General features: G+C 34.6%; 18 protein-coding genes. 2 read left to right on the top strand and 16 right to left on the bottom strand.

Going from position 1 to position 18,217, the window contains the following annotated elements:
* Positions 1–66: 66 nt before the first annotated feature.
* From HMPREF0077_RS05315 to HMPREF0077_RS05240, 16 genes are all read right to left on the bottom strand, one after another.
* Positions 67–1,164, bottom strand: coding sequence for a tetratricopeptide repeat protein (locus HMPREF0077_RS05315; protein ID WP_004836946.1), 1,098 nt, complete (start codon positions 1,162–1,164; stop codon positions 67–69).
* 4 nt (positions 1,165–1,168) lie between these two features.
* Complete coding sequence (locus tag HMPREF0077_RS05310) at positions 1,169–1,870, bottom strand: hypothetical protein (protein WP_004836945.1); 702 nt, start codon at positions 1,868–1,870, stop codon at positions 1,169–1,171.
* On the bottom strand, positions 1,870–3,567 hold the full coding sequence (gene argS, locus HMPREF0077_RS05305) for an arginine--tRNA ligase (protein WP_004836944.1): 1,698 nt from the start codon (positions 3,565–3,567) through the stop codon (positions 1,870–1,872). Before argS ends, HMPREF0077_RS05310 begins: the two co-directional genes overlap by 1 nt.
* 9 nt (positions 3,568–3,576) lie before the next feature.
* Entirely contained in the window at positions 3,577–5,922 is a 2,346-nt protein-coding gene (locus tag HMPREF0077_RS05300; protein ID WP_004836943.1) for an endonuclease MutS2, read from the bottom strand.
* Positions 5,922–8,129 carry a peptidase U32 family protein gene (locus tag HMPREF0077_RS05295; protein ID WP_004836942.1) on the bottom strand — a complete coding sequence of 736 codons (2,208 nt, stop codon included), beginning with the start codon at positions 8,127–8,129 and terminating at the stop codon, positions 5,922–5,924. Before HMPREF0077_RS05295 ends, HMPREF0077_RS05300 begins: the two co-directional genes overlap by 1 nt.
* Positions 8,129–8,620, bottom strand: a complete 492-nt coding sequence (locus HMPREF0077_RS05290) for a cell division protein ZapA (RefSeq protein ID WP_004836941.1) — start codon at positions 8,618–8,620, stop codon at positions 8,129–8,131. Before HMPREF0077_RS05290 ends, HMPREF0077_RS05295 begins: the two co-directional genes overlap by 1 nt.
* Before the next feature lie 9 nt (positions 8,621–8,629).
* Positions 8,630–11,017 (bottom strand): phenylalanine--tRNA ligase subunit beta, encoded by a 2,388-nt coding sequence (gene pheT, locus HMPREF0077_RS05285; RefSeq protein ID WP_004836940.1) that lies wholly within the window; start codon positions 11,015–11,017, stop codon positions 8,630–8,632.
* A gap of 8 nt (positions 11,018–11,025) precedes the next feature.
* The gene (gene pheS, locus HMPREF0077_RS05280) at positions 11,026–12,048 is read right to left on the bottom strand and encodes a phenylalanine--tRNA ligase subunit alpha (RefSeq protein WP_004836939.1); all 1,023 of its coding nucleotides are present in this window, start codon (positions 12,046–12,048) and stop codon (positions 11,026–11,028) included.
* 206 nt (positions 12,049–12,254) lie between these two features.
* Positions 12,255–12,995: a TrmH family RNA methyltransferase gene (locus HMPREF0077_RS05275; RefSeq protein ID WP_004836938.1), complete on the bottom strand. Its 741-nt coding sequence runs from the start codon at positions 12,993–12,995 to the stop codon at positions 12,255–12,257.
* A gap of 8 nt (positions 12,996–13,003) precedes the next feature.
* Positions 13,004–13,348, bottom strand: a complete 345-nt coding sequence (gene rplT / locus HMPREF0077_RS05270; RefSeq protein WP_004836937.1) for a 50S ribosomal protein L20 — start codon at positions 13,346–13,348, stop codon at positions 13,004–13,006.
* Between the two features lie 10 nt (positions 13,349–13,358).
* Positions 13,359–13,556 (bottom strand): 50S ribosomal protein L35, encoded by a 198-nt coding sequence (gene rpmI, locus HMPREF0077_RS05265; protein WP_040349447.1) that lies wholly within the window; start codon positions 13,554–13,556, stop codon positions 13,359–13,361.
* A gap of 1 nt (position 13,557) precedes the next feature.
* A complete protein-coding gene (infC, locus tag HMPREF0077_RS05260) occupies positions 13,558–14,049 on the bottom strand; it encodes a translation initiation factor IF-3 (protein ID WP_414826702.1) in 492 nt (163 codons plus the stop codon).
* Positions 14,050–14,262: 213 nt separating this feature from the next.
* The gene (locus HMPREF0077_RS05255) at positions 14,263–14,730 is read right to left on the bottom strand and encodes a MarR family winged helix-turn-helix transcriptional regulator (RefSeq protein WP_004836934.1); all 468 of its coding nucleotides are present in this window, start codon (positions 14,728–14,730) and stop codon (positions 14,263–14,265) included.
* A 51-nt stretch (positions 14,731–14,781) separates the two neighbouring features.
* The gene (locus HMPREF0077_RS05250; RefSeq protein ID WP_004836933.1) at positions 14,782–15,636 is read right to left on the bottom strand and encodes a DegV family protein; all 855 of its coding nucleotides are present in this window, start codon (positions 15,634–15,636) and stop codon (positions 14,782–14,784) included.
* An 8-nt stretch (positions 15,637–15,644) separates the two neighbouring features.
* The gene (locus HMPREF0077_RS05245) at positions 15,645–16,139 is read right to left on the bottom strand and encodes a DUF1836 domain-containing protein (protein WP_040349445.1); all 495 of its coding nucleotides are present in this window, start codon (positions 16,137–16,139) and stop codon (positions 15,645–15,647) included.
* 53 nt (positions 16,140–16,192) lie between these two features.
* Entirely contained in the window at positions 16,193–16,942 is a 750-nt protein-coding gene (locus HMPREF0077_RS05240) for a hypothetical protein (protein ID WP_004836931.1), read from the bottom strand.
* Positions 16,943–17,034: 92 nt separating this feature from the next.
* Here HMPREF0077_RS05240 and HMPREF0077_RS05235 point away from each other — a divergent pair, with 92 nt between their 5' ends.
* Positions 17,035–17,523, top strand: a complete 489-nt coding sequence (locus HMPREF0077_RS05235; RefSeq protein ID WP_004836930.1) for an aminoacyl-tRNA deacylase — start codon at positions 17,035–17,037, stop codon at positions 17,521–17,523.
* A complete protein-coding gene (locus tag HMPREF0077_RS05230) occupies positions 17,510–18,187 on the top strand; it encodes a hypothetical protein (RefSeq protein ID WP_004836929.1) in 678 nt (225 codons plus the stop codon). The genes HMPREF0077_RS05235 and HMPREF0077_RS05230 overlap by 14 nt, the downstream gene beginning before the upstream one ends.
* Positions 18,188–18,217: the final 30 nt, after the last annotated feature.

The following is an 18,217-nucleotide window of genomic DNA, read 5'->3' as shown; positions in this document are numbered from 1 at the left end:
CTTTTTGTTTTTGTCAAATTTTTTTCTAAAAAAAGACCGAACCTTATCATTCAGTCTTTTGTGGAATTAAATATTGAATTGATTTTTCAAGATATTGAGATTGTTTACTATTTCTTCTGTGAGATCATCAAAGCTTAGTAATTTATCTATGTCTTTTTTAGCTTCTCTTATATTACCAAGGCTTAGATTTATTTGTATTTTATTGTAGGATAGCCTTGGGTCTTCTGGAAATTTTTTTAATCCTTCTCCTATTATTATCAAGGCTTTTTCTATATCTTTGTTTAGGTATAGACTTATAGCGTAGTCATTGTATAATTGTCTAAATTCTCCTCCTTCATTTAAGGCATTTTGGAAGGCCAGGATGGAGTTTTCGTATTGATTTATATTTTGATAGGCTACTGCAAGATAATAATAGGCATCTGCCCTCTTGTGTTTAGAAAGAATTTCTGTAAGTTTTATTATTGCTTGATTGTAGTTGCTTTTTCCTATATAGTAGAGAGCTTCTTCTATATCTGCATTGTCATTTATTTCTCTTAGCTTATCTCTTACTTCTTCTTTAGCTATTTCTGAGTCAGTTTTCGCCAAGGCCTGGTTATAGTAATTTCTGGCTTTGAGATATTCGCCAAGATTTGCGTAGATGTTTGCTAATTCGTAGTAACTTATAGCAAAGTTCTCATTTTTTTCAATTATTTCTTGGAGGATTCTCAAGGCTTCTTTTACAAAATCATCTTTTTCTTTTATATTATCGTCATAGGCTTTTGGCCATAAGAGCCTTGCATAGTTATAAGAGTTAAATTCATCCAAGGGGTTGAGGATGTAACCTGCCCTTAATAGTAAGAGAGCCTTGTCTCTATCATCATCCATTGCTTTTATTGCACGGTCTGCACTAAAGGCGGTTATATCTTTGAGATAATGATTTAGTACGTTGATATATTCGTAGTTGTGGAGAAAGTCTTGGTCAGATCCTATATTTATAAGCATTCCTTCAAGAATTATATCAAGGTTGATTTTATTTTCCATATCCCCACTTTGAACTCCCTCTTTCATGTCTTTTAGATATATTGGTAGGGGTATTTCTTTTAGTAGTTCATAACTTGCTGATTCTTTTAGTTCGATATAGCCAAGTTTGTCGACAAATTTTCTAAAGTAATTATCTAAGTTCAATTTTTTATCCTCTCATAAATTTTCTTTGCCTATATGGATGCTCGTCTATATATTTAAAAAGATGGCCCCTAAAGACTGAGAAGAATGTATGAATTAGAGCTAATATTAGGCTTATATATAGATTTCTTATGCCTATTATTGTATTGGCTCCAAGTTTTAGGCCAAGATAGCTTTCTATGCCTATGAAAATTATAGCGTATATTCCATAGGTTAGAGGGTTATCTAGGACGAATTTTACTGATGATTTTAAGGCTTCTAGTCCTGTCTTGTTGTTGATATAGACTTCTTCTAAGATTGGTGAGCTTAAAACTTTTACTATAAAGAAAACTAGCATCTCTCCCCTAGGATTTGCCCCCATAGTTAGTAGGTTTACTCCAAGTTTTACTATATATAGGTAAAACAAAGCACTTATCAAGGGTTGAAAGAATATGCTAATTGAGTTTCCTATTGATTTCTTACCAGGGTTGCCATAGACTACAACAGATCTTAGGGCTTGGGCTATATAGCAAAGGATTAATACATCTATGATGTAATTAAGTAATCCTACAAAGCTTCCACCACCTACTAGGCCGATTATATTTTTTACGTCCAAAAATGTTCTTATGAAGATGAAAATAAAGGCTAGGTAAAGTTTCCTTATCTTCGAGAAGGTATTTCTAAAAGCATATGAGGAAACTTGGATGAAGTCTGTTATCCTATCTTTCATTACATTTTCTCCACGGTCTTTATTCCCAATAGACCTAGACCTATTTTAATTACTAGTGAACTAGCATAAGTTAAGGCAAGTCTTTCTTCCTTGACTTCTTTATCTTCAACATTTACTTGACAAGTATTGTAGAATTTGTTGAAGTTTTTGGCAATTTCAGTTAAGTGTCTTGTAATTAGGGATGGCTCATATTTTTCGCAAGCTTTGATTACTATATCCTTGAAATTTGCTAGAGATTTTACTAGGGCAAATTCTTCATCGCTAGTAATCTTAGTAAAGTTCATCTTCTCTGCTTTTTCAAATCCAGCCTTCCTTAGGACTGACTTAGCCCTTGCGTAAGTATATTGAATGTAAGGGCCTGTTTCTCCATCAAAGTTTAGGACCTCGTCCCAATCGAAGACATAATCCTTAATTCTGTTGTTGTAAAGTTCTTGGAATTTCACTGCGCCAATTCCAACAATCTTTGCTGTTTCTTCTATATCTTCAATTTCTGTATGACGACTTTCCATGACTTCTTTAGTTTTTTCTATTGCCTTGTTTAGCACATCTTCAAGGAAAACTACCTGACCCTTTCTTGTTGATAGGGTTTGATCTTTTAGGCTTACCATGCCAAAAGATACGTGTTTACAATCTTTGTAGAAGTCGTATCCCATTAGTTTTAGGATAGCGAATAGTTGGTCGAAGTGTAGGTTTTGTTGAGTCGCTACAACATAGAGATTTTTGTCAAAATCATAGACTTTTTTCCTATTTATAGCTGTAGCTATATCTCTTGTTATATAGGCTGATGAGCCATTGGATTTGATAACTATTGAAGGTGGTAGGTCAAATTCAGAAAGGTCGACTATTAAAGCCCCATCTGATTCCACTAGCAAGTCCTTCTCCTTCAATTCTTCTATTACTTTAGGAATAAACTCTGAGTGATAGGCTTCTCCATTGTAATTGTCGAAGTCTATGTCGAGCATCTTGTAGACCCTATCAAATTCCTTGAAGGAAATTTCCTTAAACCATGACCAAAGTCTTACCGCTTCTTCTTGTCCATCTTCGAGATTTTTAAATTCTAATCTCGCATCTTCCTTCATTTTTTCGTCATTTTCAGCCTCTGTGTTGTATCTTACATAAAGATTTAGGAGCTCTTTTATTGGGCTTTTTCTTAGTTTATCATCATCTCCCCAGAGCTTGTAGGCTTTAATCATAGTTCCAAATTGGGTTCCATAATCTCCTATATAGTTACTTGCAATTGTATTGTATCCTAAGAATTTGTGGATATTTCTTAAGGCATCTCCTATAACAGTTGATCTGATATGACCAATGTGGAAGGGTTTAGCTATATTTACAGAGGAAAACTCAACTACTATATTTTTGCCCTTGCCTATATCAGAGCTTGCGTACTTTTCTTTTTTTTCTATTATTTCATTTAGAGTTTCTTCTTCAAACATTTTTCTGTCTACATAGAAATTTACATAGGCATTTAGGTTTTCTATTTTTTCAAAAGCTTTAAGGTCCAAGGAGCTTGCCAACTCTTCAGCTATTATAGCTGGATTTTTTCTCATAGTCCTAGCAAGGCTAAAGCATGGGAAGGAATAATCTCCCATGTTGTCTTGGGGTGGTATTTCTATTAGCTTATAGATTTCATCAAAAGTTAAACCTATGTCCTTTTTTTCTAATTCTTTTGCAATATTTTCTTTAAAATCAGTCATTTTGCCTCTCTATCCAAATGTTACTATAGTAACTCCATATCCGCCTTCCTTGTCATCGCCGAATCTGAAGTCTTGTATTCTCTTATCACCTTCTAGAATTTCTCCTACACCCTTTATCAAGGCGCCAGTTCCTTTTCCATGGATGATTTTGGCCTTCGAAAGACCAGCAAGCATGGCATCATCAAGGTACTTATCTAGATTTCTCATAGCCTCGTCATATCTTTGACCCCTAAGGTCTAGGCTTGGAGATATGTGCATGGCTTTTTTAGTATTATACACTTTCGTGATGTTTTTTTCTGTTTGATTGTCGCCTTTTATCTTTGTTACATTCTTGATGTTAGAATCCATTTTGAGAATCCCCATCTGAACTTTGATATTGCCATTTTTATCAGGCAGGCCTATTACCTCTGCCTTCTCATTAAGACCAGCTATCAAGACAAAATCTCCTAGTTTTAGCTTATCAGGAGCATTTTTTGATAGTTTAGTCTTTAGATATGCTCCCTCTCTTTCGATACGACCTTCCTTGTATTTGTTTCTAATCTTATTTAATGACCTATCAATATCGGAAGTATTGGCATTTCTTGATTTTTTGGCCTCCTTGAGCATCTCCTGACTTTTCTTGTTGGCCTTATCTAGGATAGCATTAGCCTTATCTTCAGCTTCTCTAATTATATCTTCTTCTTTTTTATCAAGCTTTTTCGATTTTTCTTTAAGCTCGTTTCTAATGCTTGATATCTCTTTCTTGTATTCGTCAATTTGTCTATTCTTATCTTCGATTTTTTTCTTGTCTATTTCGATTTCTGCCAAAATCTTGTTTATATTTCTAGTATCTTCGCCAATAAGGCTCTTGGCTTTTTTTAGTATTTGAAGGGGTAGGCCAAGTCTTTTGGAAATCTCAAAGGCATTGGACTTACCAGGAGTTCCTATCTCAAGCTTATAGGTTGGTGATAGGCTATCGACATCAAATTCTACCGAAGCATTCATAACAGCTTCTGTCTCAACTGCATAATATTTTAATTCGCTATAATGGGTTGTAGCAAAAGTCATGACATTCTTTTCAGTTAGGAAGTCTAGGATAGAAATAGCAAGGGCTGCCCCTTCTACAGGATCTGTACCCGAACCTATTTCATCAAGTAAGACCAAGGAGTCTTTTGTAGCTTCCTTTATTATCTTAACTATATTGGTGAGGGATGCAGAAAATGTAGATAAACTCATCTCTATTGATTGGGTATCTCCTATATCTAAGAAAATATCATCGAAGATACAAAGTTTACTTCCCTCCATGGCTGGAATAAATAGACCTGTCTGAGCCATGGCGCTGATAAGACCTACCGTTTTTAGACTTACAGTCTTTCCTCCAGTGTTAGGACCTGTAATAATAAGAGTTCTATAGTCCCCTCCGATTCTTACATTAATAGGAACGACTCTGCCTGTTAAAAGTGGGTGTCTCGCTTCTTTAAGGTCTAGAATTTTCTCGTCGCTAATAATAGGTAGGCTGTATTCATTTTCAAGGGCAAATCTTGCCTTGGCTTGCAAAAAATCAATCCTTGCTATTAGTTTCTGATTTTCTAAAAGCTCCACATCAAAAGCTTGGGCGATTCTTGATAATCTATCTAAGATTTTTCTGATTTCATCTTCTTCCTTAATTTCCAAATCTCTTAGTTGGTTATTAAGCTCGACTATGGCAGCAGGTTCAATAAATAAGGTGTTGCCAGAAGCTGACTTATCATGGACAATTCCTCCGATTACAGCTCTCTTGTTGGTCTTTACTGGAACGACGTATCTGCCATCTCTCACAGAAACTACATTGTCTTGGAGGGCATCGGCGTATTTAGAATTTGTTATATAAGAATTGAGTTTATTTCTTATATCGCCTTCTTTTCTTTGCTTTTGACGTCTTATATTTCTTAAAGTAGCTGAGGCATTGTCTGATATTTCCTCTTCATTGATGATTGACCTGTCTATTTCATTTTTTAGAAAATCATTACTAGAAATTCGGTCGAAAATATCAGCCATAAGGGGATCTTCTATGTTTGACCCATAGTCCTTCAGATAATCAGAAACCCTAAGCAGGTCTAAAATTTTTAGTAAGTCTTTTGCTTCGAGTATTCCATTTTTTCTGATATAGGCAACTATCTCTCTAAGGTCATAGAGACCGAAAAGGTCAATATTTCCATTTTTTCGAACAAGCTCTAGCATGGAAGAAGCATAAGTTAGCTCTTCTCTTATATAAGTAGGATCTTCGTAGGGTCTAAGCTTTAGAATTTCTTCTTTGACAAGGCTAGACCTAGCACAAGCTGCCAATCTTTCCAGGATTTTTTCATATTCTAAAACTTTTAAGCTTTTTTCTTGCATTAAATAACACCTCTATCATAATTTATATTATCGAAAGACTTATTTTTGTAATAACTATCCAAATCCCTATCAGAGAAAACTGAAAGCAAGAGAGAAATTTCCGGGTCGAATTTCTTAACATCTACCTTGCTTGCGTATTTAGGATAAATTATTGAAAGATTATTTCTCCTTCTAACAAGGAGGCTTGTAGAATTTTCATTTACCATTTCCCCATCCCTAAACTTGCAAGTCTCACATCCTTTAAGAGAGCAGGATTTAAGGACAGAAAAAGGGCAATGACGCATATTCATAAGCTCAATTCTCCCATAAGCAAGGGCTTCTATCGGGAAGTATTTGCCATTACTATTTATTGAATCAAAATCAGCCTCAACAGATGAGCTAATCATCTCAGCAAATTTATTGTAGAAGGCAAAAGTCGCCCTATTAAAGACATTTAAGTATCTTCCTATCCTAATAGCTATGCCATTTTCCCTGAATTTATCAATAAAGGCTAAGTCCCTATAATTGTTAAAGATAACTCCCTTGATAGACTTATCCTTGATATTTTTGATAAGCTCATCTATATCGTAGTCCTTGTGGGAATTGAGATTTAGATAGAGACTTAAACCCTGGTGGTCTTTCTTGTATTCTTCTATATAAATATTATCGAAATCCCTAAGCCTTTTTGGGTCGACCTCTCCTTTTACTTCTATATTTATTTCTCGCTTTTTCTTTTTCATCTTAGGGAAAGCTTTAAGATCGATTTTTATATCAGCTCTGTGGTAAGTTTTGAGAATTTCTTCCTTGAGATGATTAATCCCCTGGCGTCTAAGCTCATTGATATCCTTTTTCCTAATAAAAATCTGAGGATCCATTTCTATTTCAATCTTTCTAGGCTCATAGATTTCATCACCAAACTTAGAAAGATTTTGTCTAATATCATCCTCACCTAGAGAAATATTTTTAGCCTTATCGATTTTTTCATCTAATTCATAAGAAATATGCCAAGATTCATAGCTTAGGTCTATCCTAGGCTTTTTGCCGATTTTTCCTGTAAATTTGATGTCTATGGGAAGATTTTTGTAGGAGACCAAGGCCTCCTTCATCTTTTCTTCTAGGCTTCTTGATGAAAGCATGAGGATATCCGAACCAACTCTTGCATCCTTGTACTTATCTAGGTAAATCTTGGAGTTTTTCTTATAAGACCTAGTTGTTGTAAGGGGAAGTTTCTTCCCCCTTATGGTTTCTACTTGGAGGTTATCTCCAAGGAGGAGGTCAGAATTGTTTATAAAATATTTTTTATTATTTTCTTCACAAACCTTACCTACAGGCCTGTGCTTATTATCCTTTTCTAGGTTTATATAGGCCTTGTTTTGATGGAAGATAAAACCTTGAGTGTAGCCCCTGTTAGAAATATCCCTAAGTTTATTTTTATCATAGGAGCCCTTATCAATTTTATCCCTATAGGCTTTAACAGAAGTAAAGACATATTCGCTAGTCTTCATTCTTCCTTCGATTTTTAGGCAGTCTATACCAAGCTCTAGAAGTTCATCTAGCCTGTCAATTACATTTAGGTCTTTCATATTTAGGAAGTAATCCTTAGAAAGAACCTTCCCGTCGGAAACAAGCTCATATTTCTGCCTGCAAATACCTGCACACCTACCCCTATTGGCTGAACGAGCACCGAAGTATGAACTCATCAAGCACTCACCTGAATAGGATACACAAAGTGACCCATGGACGAAGACTTCCTTTTCTACATCTAACTTTGCAATTTTTCTCAACTCTTCGATAGGAGTTTCCCTTGCTATAACAATCCTATCAAAACCCAAGTCCATCAGAGCCTTGGCTCCATGATAATCTCTTACAGCCATCTGAGTTGAAGCATGAAGGTCCATACCCCTTAGCTTATCCTTTAGAATGGTAAATAGGCCTAGGTCTTGGATAATAAGGCCATCTACCCCCAATTGATAAAGCCTTTGGGCGTAGCTAATAGCCTTTTTCAACTCCTCATCCTTAATTAGGATGTTCATGGCGATAAAAACTTTTTTGCCAAAAAGATGGATCAGATCTATAAAGAATCCAACATTTTCTATATCGAAATTTTTTGCATAGGCACGAGCTCCAAAATCATCAACTGCCAAGTAGAAGCTATCAGCCCCTCCTGCAAGACCAGCATAAAGCATATCGGCATTGCCTACAGGGGCTAGGATTTCAGTTTTAGCCATTAAAGCTTTCCTTTCAGCATATCATTTTCTTTACTTAGGTCCATCACCTCTACTTGGAGCCTTTTTACTTCATTTTTGAGTTTTTCGATTGTTTCTCTTGAATTTCTATACTTATTTAGGCTTTGCTCTAGCTTAGTATTTTCAATTTTTAAATCTGACATAGCTTTAGTGTTTTTCTCATTTTCATCTAAAAGCTTCTTATTTTCTTCTTTCAATTTTTCCACTTCTTCTTTGATAGTTGGATAGTACTTGCAAGGCTCTTCGCTTTTTTCTTTTAGGCTATCGTACTGTTTCGAAAGCTTATAGAAATCATCTGTGATATTTAATCCAGCCAATACTAGTTGCCTATCAAAAGTAAGCCTGTTAGATTTTACTTCTTGTATTTTCCCATCAAATATTTCTGCTATATCTTTTATATTATCCTTCGCTTCGTCAGTAACAAGGGTATAAGTCTTGCCTGCTATTTTGACATCAACCTTATATTCGCTCAAATTTCACTCCTAACTTCGTAAAACTATTTCTTCTTTTTCTAGTTCTTCTAGTATCTTCTTTTCAATTTTTCCTATATCTTTATCCTTGAGAGTCCTATCATTTGCCCTATATAGGACCTTGTAGGAGATTGACTTCTTATCTTCTTCTATGTGCTCACCTGTATAGATATCAAACAAGCTAATCTTAGCTACAAGACCTTGGCCATTTTCCCTGATAGTATTTTCTATAAGCTCTGCTTCCAAATTCCTATCGCATACGAAAGAATAATCCCTTTCTATGGCTGGGAATTTGCCTATAGCCTTATACTTTCTTTCGACTACTCTTATATCTTCAATCTTTGCAAGATTGATTTCAAGAATTAGAGCACCCTTATCTATATCATACTCATCTCTTACTTCGTAAGAAATCTCACCCATTATACCGATTTTTTCACCATCAAAGTAGATATCAGCACATCTTCCCCTATGGAAAGCGTAAGTATTTTCATTAGCCTTGTAATTAAAGCCTTCAAAGCCTACACCAGCCATAACTTCTGTGAAGAAATCCTTTAGGTCATAGAAGGAATAATTTCCATAAAGTCCCATGGTGAGGGTTATATTTTCTTTTGGAAGAAGGTCGGAGGTCTTTTCGAAAGTCCTATCGAGTTCGAAAAATCTCATGTCCTTTTGACCATATTTGATATTTTTGGCGATTACATCTAGCATAGAAGGAACTTGACTAGTCCTCATTACTGAATAATCTTCTCCCAGCGGATTGATTAGCTTAATATAATTTCTAAGTGGTGAAGACTCATCAATGCCAAGCCTATCATATTCTTTTGGAGAGATGAAAGAATAGGTTGCAAGTTCTGAGAATTTTTGACCAACAAGTTTTTGGCTGAGGTCATCTCTTAATCGTCTTCTCTTAGATCTTTCTCCTCTTTTTAGGGATGAAACTAGAGGAGCACTTTCGATATTACCCATGCCGTAAAGCCTTACAACTTCTTCGATTAGGTCAGCTTCAATATCTATATCGCTTCTAAAATAAGGAACCCTTACCCTAAGAGTTTCATCATCGAGTTTTTCCACCTCAAATTCTAATAACTCTAGATTTCTAATGGCTGTGTCTAGATTAAAGTCAACTCCTGTAAGCATCCTTAGTCTCTTTAGTCTTAGATCTACAGTTTTTTCCTTCTCTTTCTTTTCTCCTATGTCGAAAGAACCTCCAACTACTTCTCCAATTCCTAAATCACAAATTAACTTCATTGCTCTTTTTGAAGCAAAGTCTGCCATTTCAACAGAAATGCCTTTTTCAAACCTAGAACTTGCTTCACTTCTAAGGCCTAGAGTCTTAGATGACTTTCTAATATTTGAAGCATCGAAGTTTGCAACTTCAAGAAGGATATTTTGAGTATCATCTGTTACCTCTGAATCCATACCACCCATTATACCAGCAAGACCTATAGCTTCCTTGCCATCAGCTATAACAAGCATTGAGGAATCTAATTTTCTATCTACCCCATCTAGGGTCTTTAGGATCTCGCCTTCTTTTGCATCTCTAACTATAATTTTTTTATCGGCTAACTTGTCTAGGTCGTAAGCGTGGAGGGGTTGCCCAGTTTCTAGCATTACGAAGTTTGTAATATCCACTATGTTATTGATTGGTCTCATACCAGCAAGCATTAGGTAGTTTTGTAGCCATTGAGGAGATTTTCCTATCTTGACATTTTTTACAACTCTTGCCACAAAGCGCTTGCAAGATTTGCTTAAAATTTCTATGCCCTCTGAATAGTATTTAATGTCCTCATCATTAGCGCTAAAGTCTAGGCTTGGATAGGTGATTTTTTCTCCAAAACTTGCAGCAGACTCCCTTGCCATTCCTATAATAGAAAGACAATCGGCTCTATTTGGCGTAATTTCATATTCAATAACTGGAGTATTTGAGAATATGGCATCACTTAAAAGGCTTCCTGCTTCGTATTCGCCTTCAAGTACAATTACTCCCTCCCTAAGATCTTTTGGGATAACTGAATCATCATAGCCTAGTTCGCTATAGGCTGTAAGCATACCTTCAGATACAATTCCAAAAAAGTCGTGATCTTCTATGATAGTTCCATCGTCTAATTTTGTGCCTGATGTAATTACTGGTAGATAATCGCCCTTTTTGGTGTTTTTTGCATTAGTTATTATGGTTATCGGCTTATCTTTGCCTACATCTATAGTCAAAACTTGTAGCCTATCAGCTTCTGGATGCTTTTTTTGATCTATAACCTGACCAATAAGGACTCCATCAAGCTTACTAGTGTGGATTGTAACTTCCTCAACGTGAGAGCCAGTTTCTGATAATCTATCTGTTATAGTTTTAAGGTCTTTATCAATTTTTACATAATCTTTTTGCCATATTAAAGGTACTAACATATTTCCTCCTAGAATTGTTCTATAAATCTCTTGTCATTATCGTAAAGAAGTCTTATATCATCAAGTCCGTATTTAACCATGGCAATTCTATCGACTCCTAGTCCAAAGGCAAAGCCTGTATATTTTTCACTGTCAATTCCACAAGCTTCGAGGACATTTGGATGAACCATTCCACCACCTAAAAGCTCCATTGACCAACCGGTATTTCCGCAAGCAGGACATCCTTCTCCCTTACAAGTTGGGCAGGTTACATCTACTTCTAGACTTGGCTCTGTAAATGGGAAGTGGTGAGGACGATATCTTAGTTTCATTTCATCACCAAACATTTCCTTGATAAAGGTCTCAAGGGTTGCCTTTAGATTAGCCATTGAAACATTCTCATCAACTACCAAACATTCTAATTGGTGAAACATTGGTGAGTGGGTTGCATCTACTTCGTCATTTCTAAATACTCTTCCTGCTGAAACCATCTTGATTGGAAGTTTTCCCTCATTCATAACCCTAATTTGCATACTTGAGGTGTGAGGTCTAAGGAGGACTTTATCGTTGATGTAGAAGGTATCTGATGTAGACCTTGCTGGGTGGTCTTCTGGTGAGTTTAGATCATCGAAGACATATTTTACAGTGTCTACTTCTGGGCCTTCTACTACATCAAAGCCCATGTTTTGGAAGATTGATTCTAATTCTTCCATTGTTTGATTGATAACTGCAAGATGACCTGATTCGCACTTATCGAAATGAGCAGTTACGTCAATTTTTTCTGCCTTAACTTTTTCACTTAGGAGTTTTTCGTTAATTTCCTTATTTTTACTTGCTAATTTTTCTTCTATTTCCTTGCTGGTTTTGTTGATTAATTTTCCAGCTTCTGGTTTTTCTTCATTAGGAAGTTTGGCTATCGACTTCTTTAAGTCTGTTATCTCACCTTTTTTTCCTAAGTATTTGATTCTTAATTTTTCTAAGTCATCTAAGGACTTTGCATCTACTATTTCTTGGGCGAAAGTTTCTAAAACTTTCTTTAAATTTTCTTCCATTTTTCCTCCAAATAAAAAAATCCGCCCTCAAAAGGACAGATATTTCTGCGGTACCACCTTAATTGATTTATAAAATAAATCCACTCAAAACTTTAACGCAAGTCTAAACGTATCGATTACTATTTTCATCTCAAACTTCATCGGTGAACATCTCTAGTCGTTACTTAAAAGGCTCTCAACATCCCTAATTTGCTGTATAAGAATAACTAAAGTCTTTCCGAATCACAAGCTAGTGTATTCATCATTATGCTAGCTGCTATGGCTGCATTCAAAGACTCTATTTTACCTTGCATGGCAATTTTAACGAACGAGTCAGTAAGAGACCTTAAAAAATCGCTTAGACCATTGGCTTCGTTGCCAATAGCAAGGATAATATTTTCTAAAGAAGCATCATACTTTCTGACGTCACAGCCTTCCATATGACTAGCTAAAAATTTATATCGTGATTTAAGATTTACTATTTCATCATTGGATAATTTTACGAGCTTTAGTCTAAAAACAGAACCCATAGAAGCCCTCAAGGACTTTTCGTTGTAGATATCTACGCATCCTTCTGTTAGGATTATATCATTAAAGCCAAAGGCTTCAGCCGACCTAATCATAGTTCCCATATTGCCCGGGTCATTGATATGGTCTAGGAGAAGAACTCTATTAGATGAGATTTCTTCTTCTTTTTTCTTCCTAACAACTGCTCCAAAACCGTCTGGTGATTTTAGTTCGCTTAGCTTATTAAACAAGCTTTCGTCAAAAACCACTAAGGGAAAGTTACAAGCGAGGTCTAGGCCCTCTCTGATAAAGATAAATTCTATATCAAGAGATGACTTAATGGCCTCTTCTACTAATTTCTTAGATTCTATTACGAATAAATCTTCCTTATCTCGATATTTTTTATTTCTAAGTTTATTTATTAATTTAAACTTTGGATTTTGTACCGAATTAATTATCATTTAGCTTTTTATTTAGCTAATTCTACTAATTTAGCAAATTCTTCTGGGTTGTTAATAGCAAGCTCTGCAAGCATCTTTCTGTTGATTTCGATGTTTGCTTTCTTTAGGCCACCCATAAGTTTAGAATAGCTTGTTCCATTAAGTCTTGCTGCTGCATTGATTCTTGCAATCCAAAGTCTTCTGAAATCTCTTTTTCTATGTTTTCTTCCGATGAAAGCATAAGCTAGAGATTTCATTACAGCTTGATTAGCTGTTTTGAATAGAAGGCTTTTTGAACCATAGTATCCTTTTGCTTGTTTTAAAACTTTTTTGTGTCTTTTTTTAGCGTTAACTGCTCTTTTTACTCTTGCCATCTATATCCTCCTATGCACCGATCATGCTTCTAACGTTTTTCATCTCTGATGATGAAACAATTGTAGCTTTTCTTAGTCTTCTTTTTCTATTTGGTGATTTCTTAGCTGTAAGGTGTCCCTTGTAAGCTTTTCTTCTCATGATTTTTCCGCTGCCTGTAACTTTGAATCTTTTAACTGCAGCTCTTCTTGTTTTATTCTTATTTGCCATATTACTCTCCTTTTTCATCATTAGGTTCTAGGAACATTACTAGGGATCTTCCTTCCATCTTTGGGCTTTTTGTAAGCTTGCAGGAATCTCCAAGCATTTGCTTAAACTTTTCCATCAATTCATAGCCAGGTTCCTTACGGCCTAGCTCTCTTCCACGGAATCTTATAGAAACTTTTACTTTATCCCCGTTGTTTAAGAATTTTTTGCTTTGATTTGCTTTGGTTTGCAAATCATTATCTTCTATATTAAGAGAAAATCTTGTTTCTTTAAGTTGAATATTCTTTTGTTTTTTTCTATTCTCTTTTTCTTTTTTCTCTTGATCATATTTGAACTTACCATAATCCATGATTCTGGTAACAGGTGGCTTAGCATTTGGGCTCATCAAAACTAGATCAAGCTTTTTATCATAAGCCATATCTAGGGCTTGATTGTAGTCCACTATTCCAACTTGATTTCCATTTTCGTCAATCAGTCTTACTTGCTTCGCTCTAATCTCTTCATTTATTCTTAAATCTTTTATAAGTATACCTCCATGTATTCACATAAAAAAAGCGGGCACAAAGTACCCGTTCCAATTCATAATTAATCTTCTAATTAAAAATTATTAACCTGAAAACACTAGTCGGCAGGTGAGTTGGGTACTTCTTCGTTGTCTATGTCATAGATAATACCACAACTCCCAAGCTTTGTCAACTATAAATTATTCTCAATCATCACTTACCAAAAAATCTCTAAGCTCCTTAGTCAAATGATCATTTATAAGGTCGAGATTCTTGTGTAAGTACTCTCTTTCTTTTTTAGTAAGATCTGCCCTTACGCTCTTTAATACCTTATCTGTAAACTTGTTTTTTCTATCTCTATATACGAAATACTTATCTGTTAGGTTGACATGGGTTTGCCTTCCATCTGTATCAGACCTTGTCTTTGCTACATAGCCTTTTTTCTGCAAGATATTTATCTTATATGATACATTGGGTTGAGATATACAAAGAAAGTTTACCAAGTCATTTATAGTTGGCTTATCCAAGTATTCTATAATCTCTAAAATCATTCCCTCATCTATTGTAAGTGAAAATTTATGACCTTCGTAGTTTTTAAATATCGATCTATAAAAGTATAGTTTCGTTTTCTTTACAATTTCTTCCAAAATATTATCTTTATTTGACTTAAACATTTAGCTCTCCTCAATAAGTCATATTAATGCATCAGAGAAATTTTCTCCATATTATTCTAATTTCAAAAATCCAAAACCGAGTAAGCCAGGACCTGTATTTGCGCCGAGAGTTGGTGAAATTTGGTCTTTTATGAAAAGACTTGCACCATCAATAAACTCCTTTAAGACCTCTTCAAGCTTCATCGCCATATCGAAGCTATCCCCATGAGCTATAAAGAAATAGTATTCCTTGGCGCCTTCCAAGTTTTCCTTGGCTATATTATAAAATTGTTTAAAAACTTTTTTCTCACCCCTTACAATCTTTAACAGATTAAATTTGGCATTTTCTGGACTAACGCTTATGATTGGTTTAACAGATAAGGCATCTGAAATCTTACCAAAAGTCTTTGGAACTCTACCACCTTCGATTATATATTTGAAAGTTTCTAAGGTGAAAAACACCCTAGCGTTATCACGTAATTTCTCCAAAGAAAGCTTTATTTCTTCAAAACTTTTACCCTCATCCACTAATTTTTTCGCATGAAGAGCAAGCATACCCTCAGCTAGGGTTAAGTTTTTACTATCAAAGGCAAAAGTTTCTATGCCTTCTGCTTCTAGCATATCGCATAAATTAAAAGTACCAGAAAACTTACTTCCTAAACAAATGATAATTAGCTTATCGTAACCATCATCCTTGATTTTTTCAACCAAGGCCATTATATCCCCTGGTGCTGGAAGACTAGTTTTTGGCAAATAATTTTCGCTTTTTATGTAAGCATAGAATTCTTCTGGGCTTATATCTATCCTATCTTTTAAAAATTTATCCTTTATATTAACATATAAAGGCATATAATATATGCCCTTTTCTTCCGCCAAAGATGGGGAAATGTCCGCCGCTGAATCTACCATTATTGCTATCTTTTCCATAATTTCTCCTATCGCTTTTCTAATCTTATTCTAGTGTACAAATTACTCAACAAGGAAATAGTTAAAAAATACATCCCCTTTTCATGTTTATCCTTAAATTTTAAATCGATGAGGGTTCTATCTTTATCTTTAAAAAGGAAATCTCGACACCTAGAAAAAATCTCAACAAAATCATCATAAACTTCCTTAACCTCAAAATACTCAACTTCTATCTTAACAGCCTTGGCTATATAATCAATAGAAAGAACTTGCTTGTAGACGAATATAACGATAATCTGTCCAATATGTTCCCTATAATACTTCTTGTTAATAGGTTCCTTTATGTAAGATAGTTTGACGTAATTATTAATCATAGCAGGAGATATAGGATTATCTTCCCCTATAAAGAGGTCTTTGATAGTTTTCTCAATAAAGTTTATGACTTCCGTCATATATAAACCAGCATTTGGAATCTCGTCCCAGCTTGGTAAGTTTATTTTTTTTATTTTTTCAATTTCGTCCATAAACACCTTAACATTTTTAATTATACCACCATCTAGTTTCAATTACTAGATGTTTATTCTTCATCCATATCTATCACAAAGGCTTGATTATCCTCTATCAAAAAACGAACATCTGTATCATAATTTCCTAGATAATTCTTAAAATCCCTAGTGTCTTCAAGCTCATCACCAACATTTAGGGGAAAAAGTATTTGCGGATCTAAAACTTCTGTAAAGGCCCTAGCCCTCTCGTAAATTTTTTCTCCCCAATCTGTTTTTATAGGAAAAAATGAGAGATCTACATCCAGAAAGTCTTCATAAATATCAAATAGATAGTTGTTTACTTCCTCTAAGCTCCTTTGCCCTTCAGTAAAGAAACTATCCCCAGTATAGAATATTAGAAAGTCATAAATCCTAATAACAAGACTTAGACCTGTATCACTTTCCCCATAGGAAAATACATCCAAGTCCTTAGCTACTTTTATATTTTTGTATTCTTTTATAAAAGTAACATTCTTTTTCTTGTATAATTCCTTTAGCCTTTCTATGGAAAGCTCCTTGTTTTTTAGATATATAACCTTTCCATCACTACTATCATAGGCTATATCTGTTGCTAGCAGGTATTTGACATTGTTCATATCAAATAGTTTTAATATCTCTGGGCTATAGTGGCCCTTTTTCTTACTTGTAGCAAAAAAAACTAGCTTCTTATCATCCGGAATGTTTAATATTCCATTATAATAATCGAAAACTAAAAAATAGTCTCCGATTTCTAGACTATAGCAATTTTCTGCTACATAAGTTACTATTATCTCTTCATTCATATAGGACTCCCTTATTACTAATTATTATATACCCATTCTTGTTAAATTATAATTTATCGTATAATAAAATTGAATGATTGAAAGAAGGTAGTATGAAAAAAGAAATAAAAACTAATGCAATGAGAATTTTGGATAACTTAAATATTGAATATGAGCATGTAGATTATGATTTAGATGGAGAATTTACATCAGCAGTTGATATTGCAGAGAAAACTCACGAGGATGTTGATATAATCTATAAAACTCTAGCAACCCTTAGTAAGGATGGAGAAGTTTTTATCCTTGTAGTTCCAGCGGCTTCTACTATTGATTTCAAAAAAGCCAGCAAAGTATGCAAGGTTAAAAGCTTGAGTATGCTCCACCTAAAGGATTTGAAAAAAACTATAGGCTACGAAAGAGGTGCAACTACAGCCCTTGCTATGAAAAAAGATTATCCAGTTTTTCTAGATATAAGGGCAAAAGACCATGATATTATAAAAGTATCAGCTGGAAAAATCGGCCATGGCCTAAGGCTTAAACCTGATGATTTCCTAAGAGCTACTAAGGGAGCCTACGGCGATATTATAAATGAAATTGATTAAAGTCCTCGTTAACAAAAAAGTTGAAATTAAATATCAAACTACAGGAGAATTGGAAGAAAGATTAACTAAAAGCGAAAACGAGCTTTCGGGGGAGTGTCTTAAAGAAGTTAAGTTTATCATAAAGGATGATGATGAAAACAAAAGACTGAAGCTTCTAGTCATACTTTCACCAATATTTCTAGCTTCTTTTGATTCTTCCGAGGAAGAACTTGGATTTTTCAAAAAAAATTTAGAACATTCTAACTTCCCTTATGGCCTTTATCCCGAATTTTTTCCTTTTTCTGAAAATGACTACAGGTCTTTTTATAAAAATGCAGAAAACAAAGAGGATATTTACCTAAATAAGAATCAAGAAATAGAATTTTCCCTAAATCCCTTGCTAGATAAATATATCCTGGCTCTTGCTTATTTAATAGAGCATTTGATAGTTGATGATAAAAATAGAGATGCCTTGCTAGATTATTTTGATGAAATTAGAAATGATATAGTCATAAATGGCAGAAGGTCAATACTTGCTAATGGTATCCAAGCCTTCTACCTATCCAAATATGTCCTAGTTTGGATGATGACTTTTTGTGAAAATTTGATGGAAGAAAAAGAAGGTGAATTATTCCTAGGACCGATTTACCAAAGGATAAACTCCCTAAAAAGAGCTGATTTTTAAAAAAGCTTATAAGTCAATAAAGGATATTTT

It is taken from the genome of Anaerococcus tetradius ATCC 35098 (genome assembly GCF_000159095.1).
GTDB classification, from domain to species: Bacteria; Bacillota; Clostridia; order Tissierellales; family Peptoniphilaceae; genus Anaerococcus; species Anaerococcus tetradius.
The sequence above is the reverse complement of the archived record's forward strand: the minus strand, read 5'-3'. Positions and strand labels throughout refer to the sequence as shown.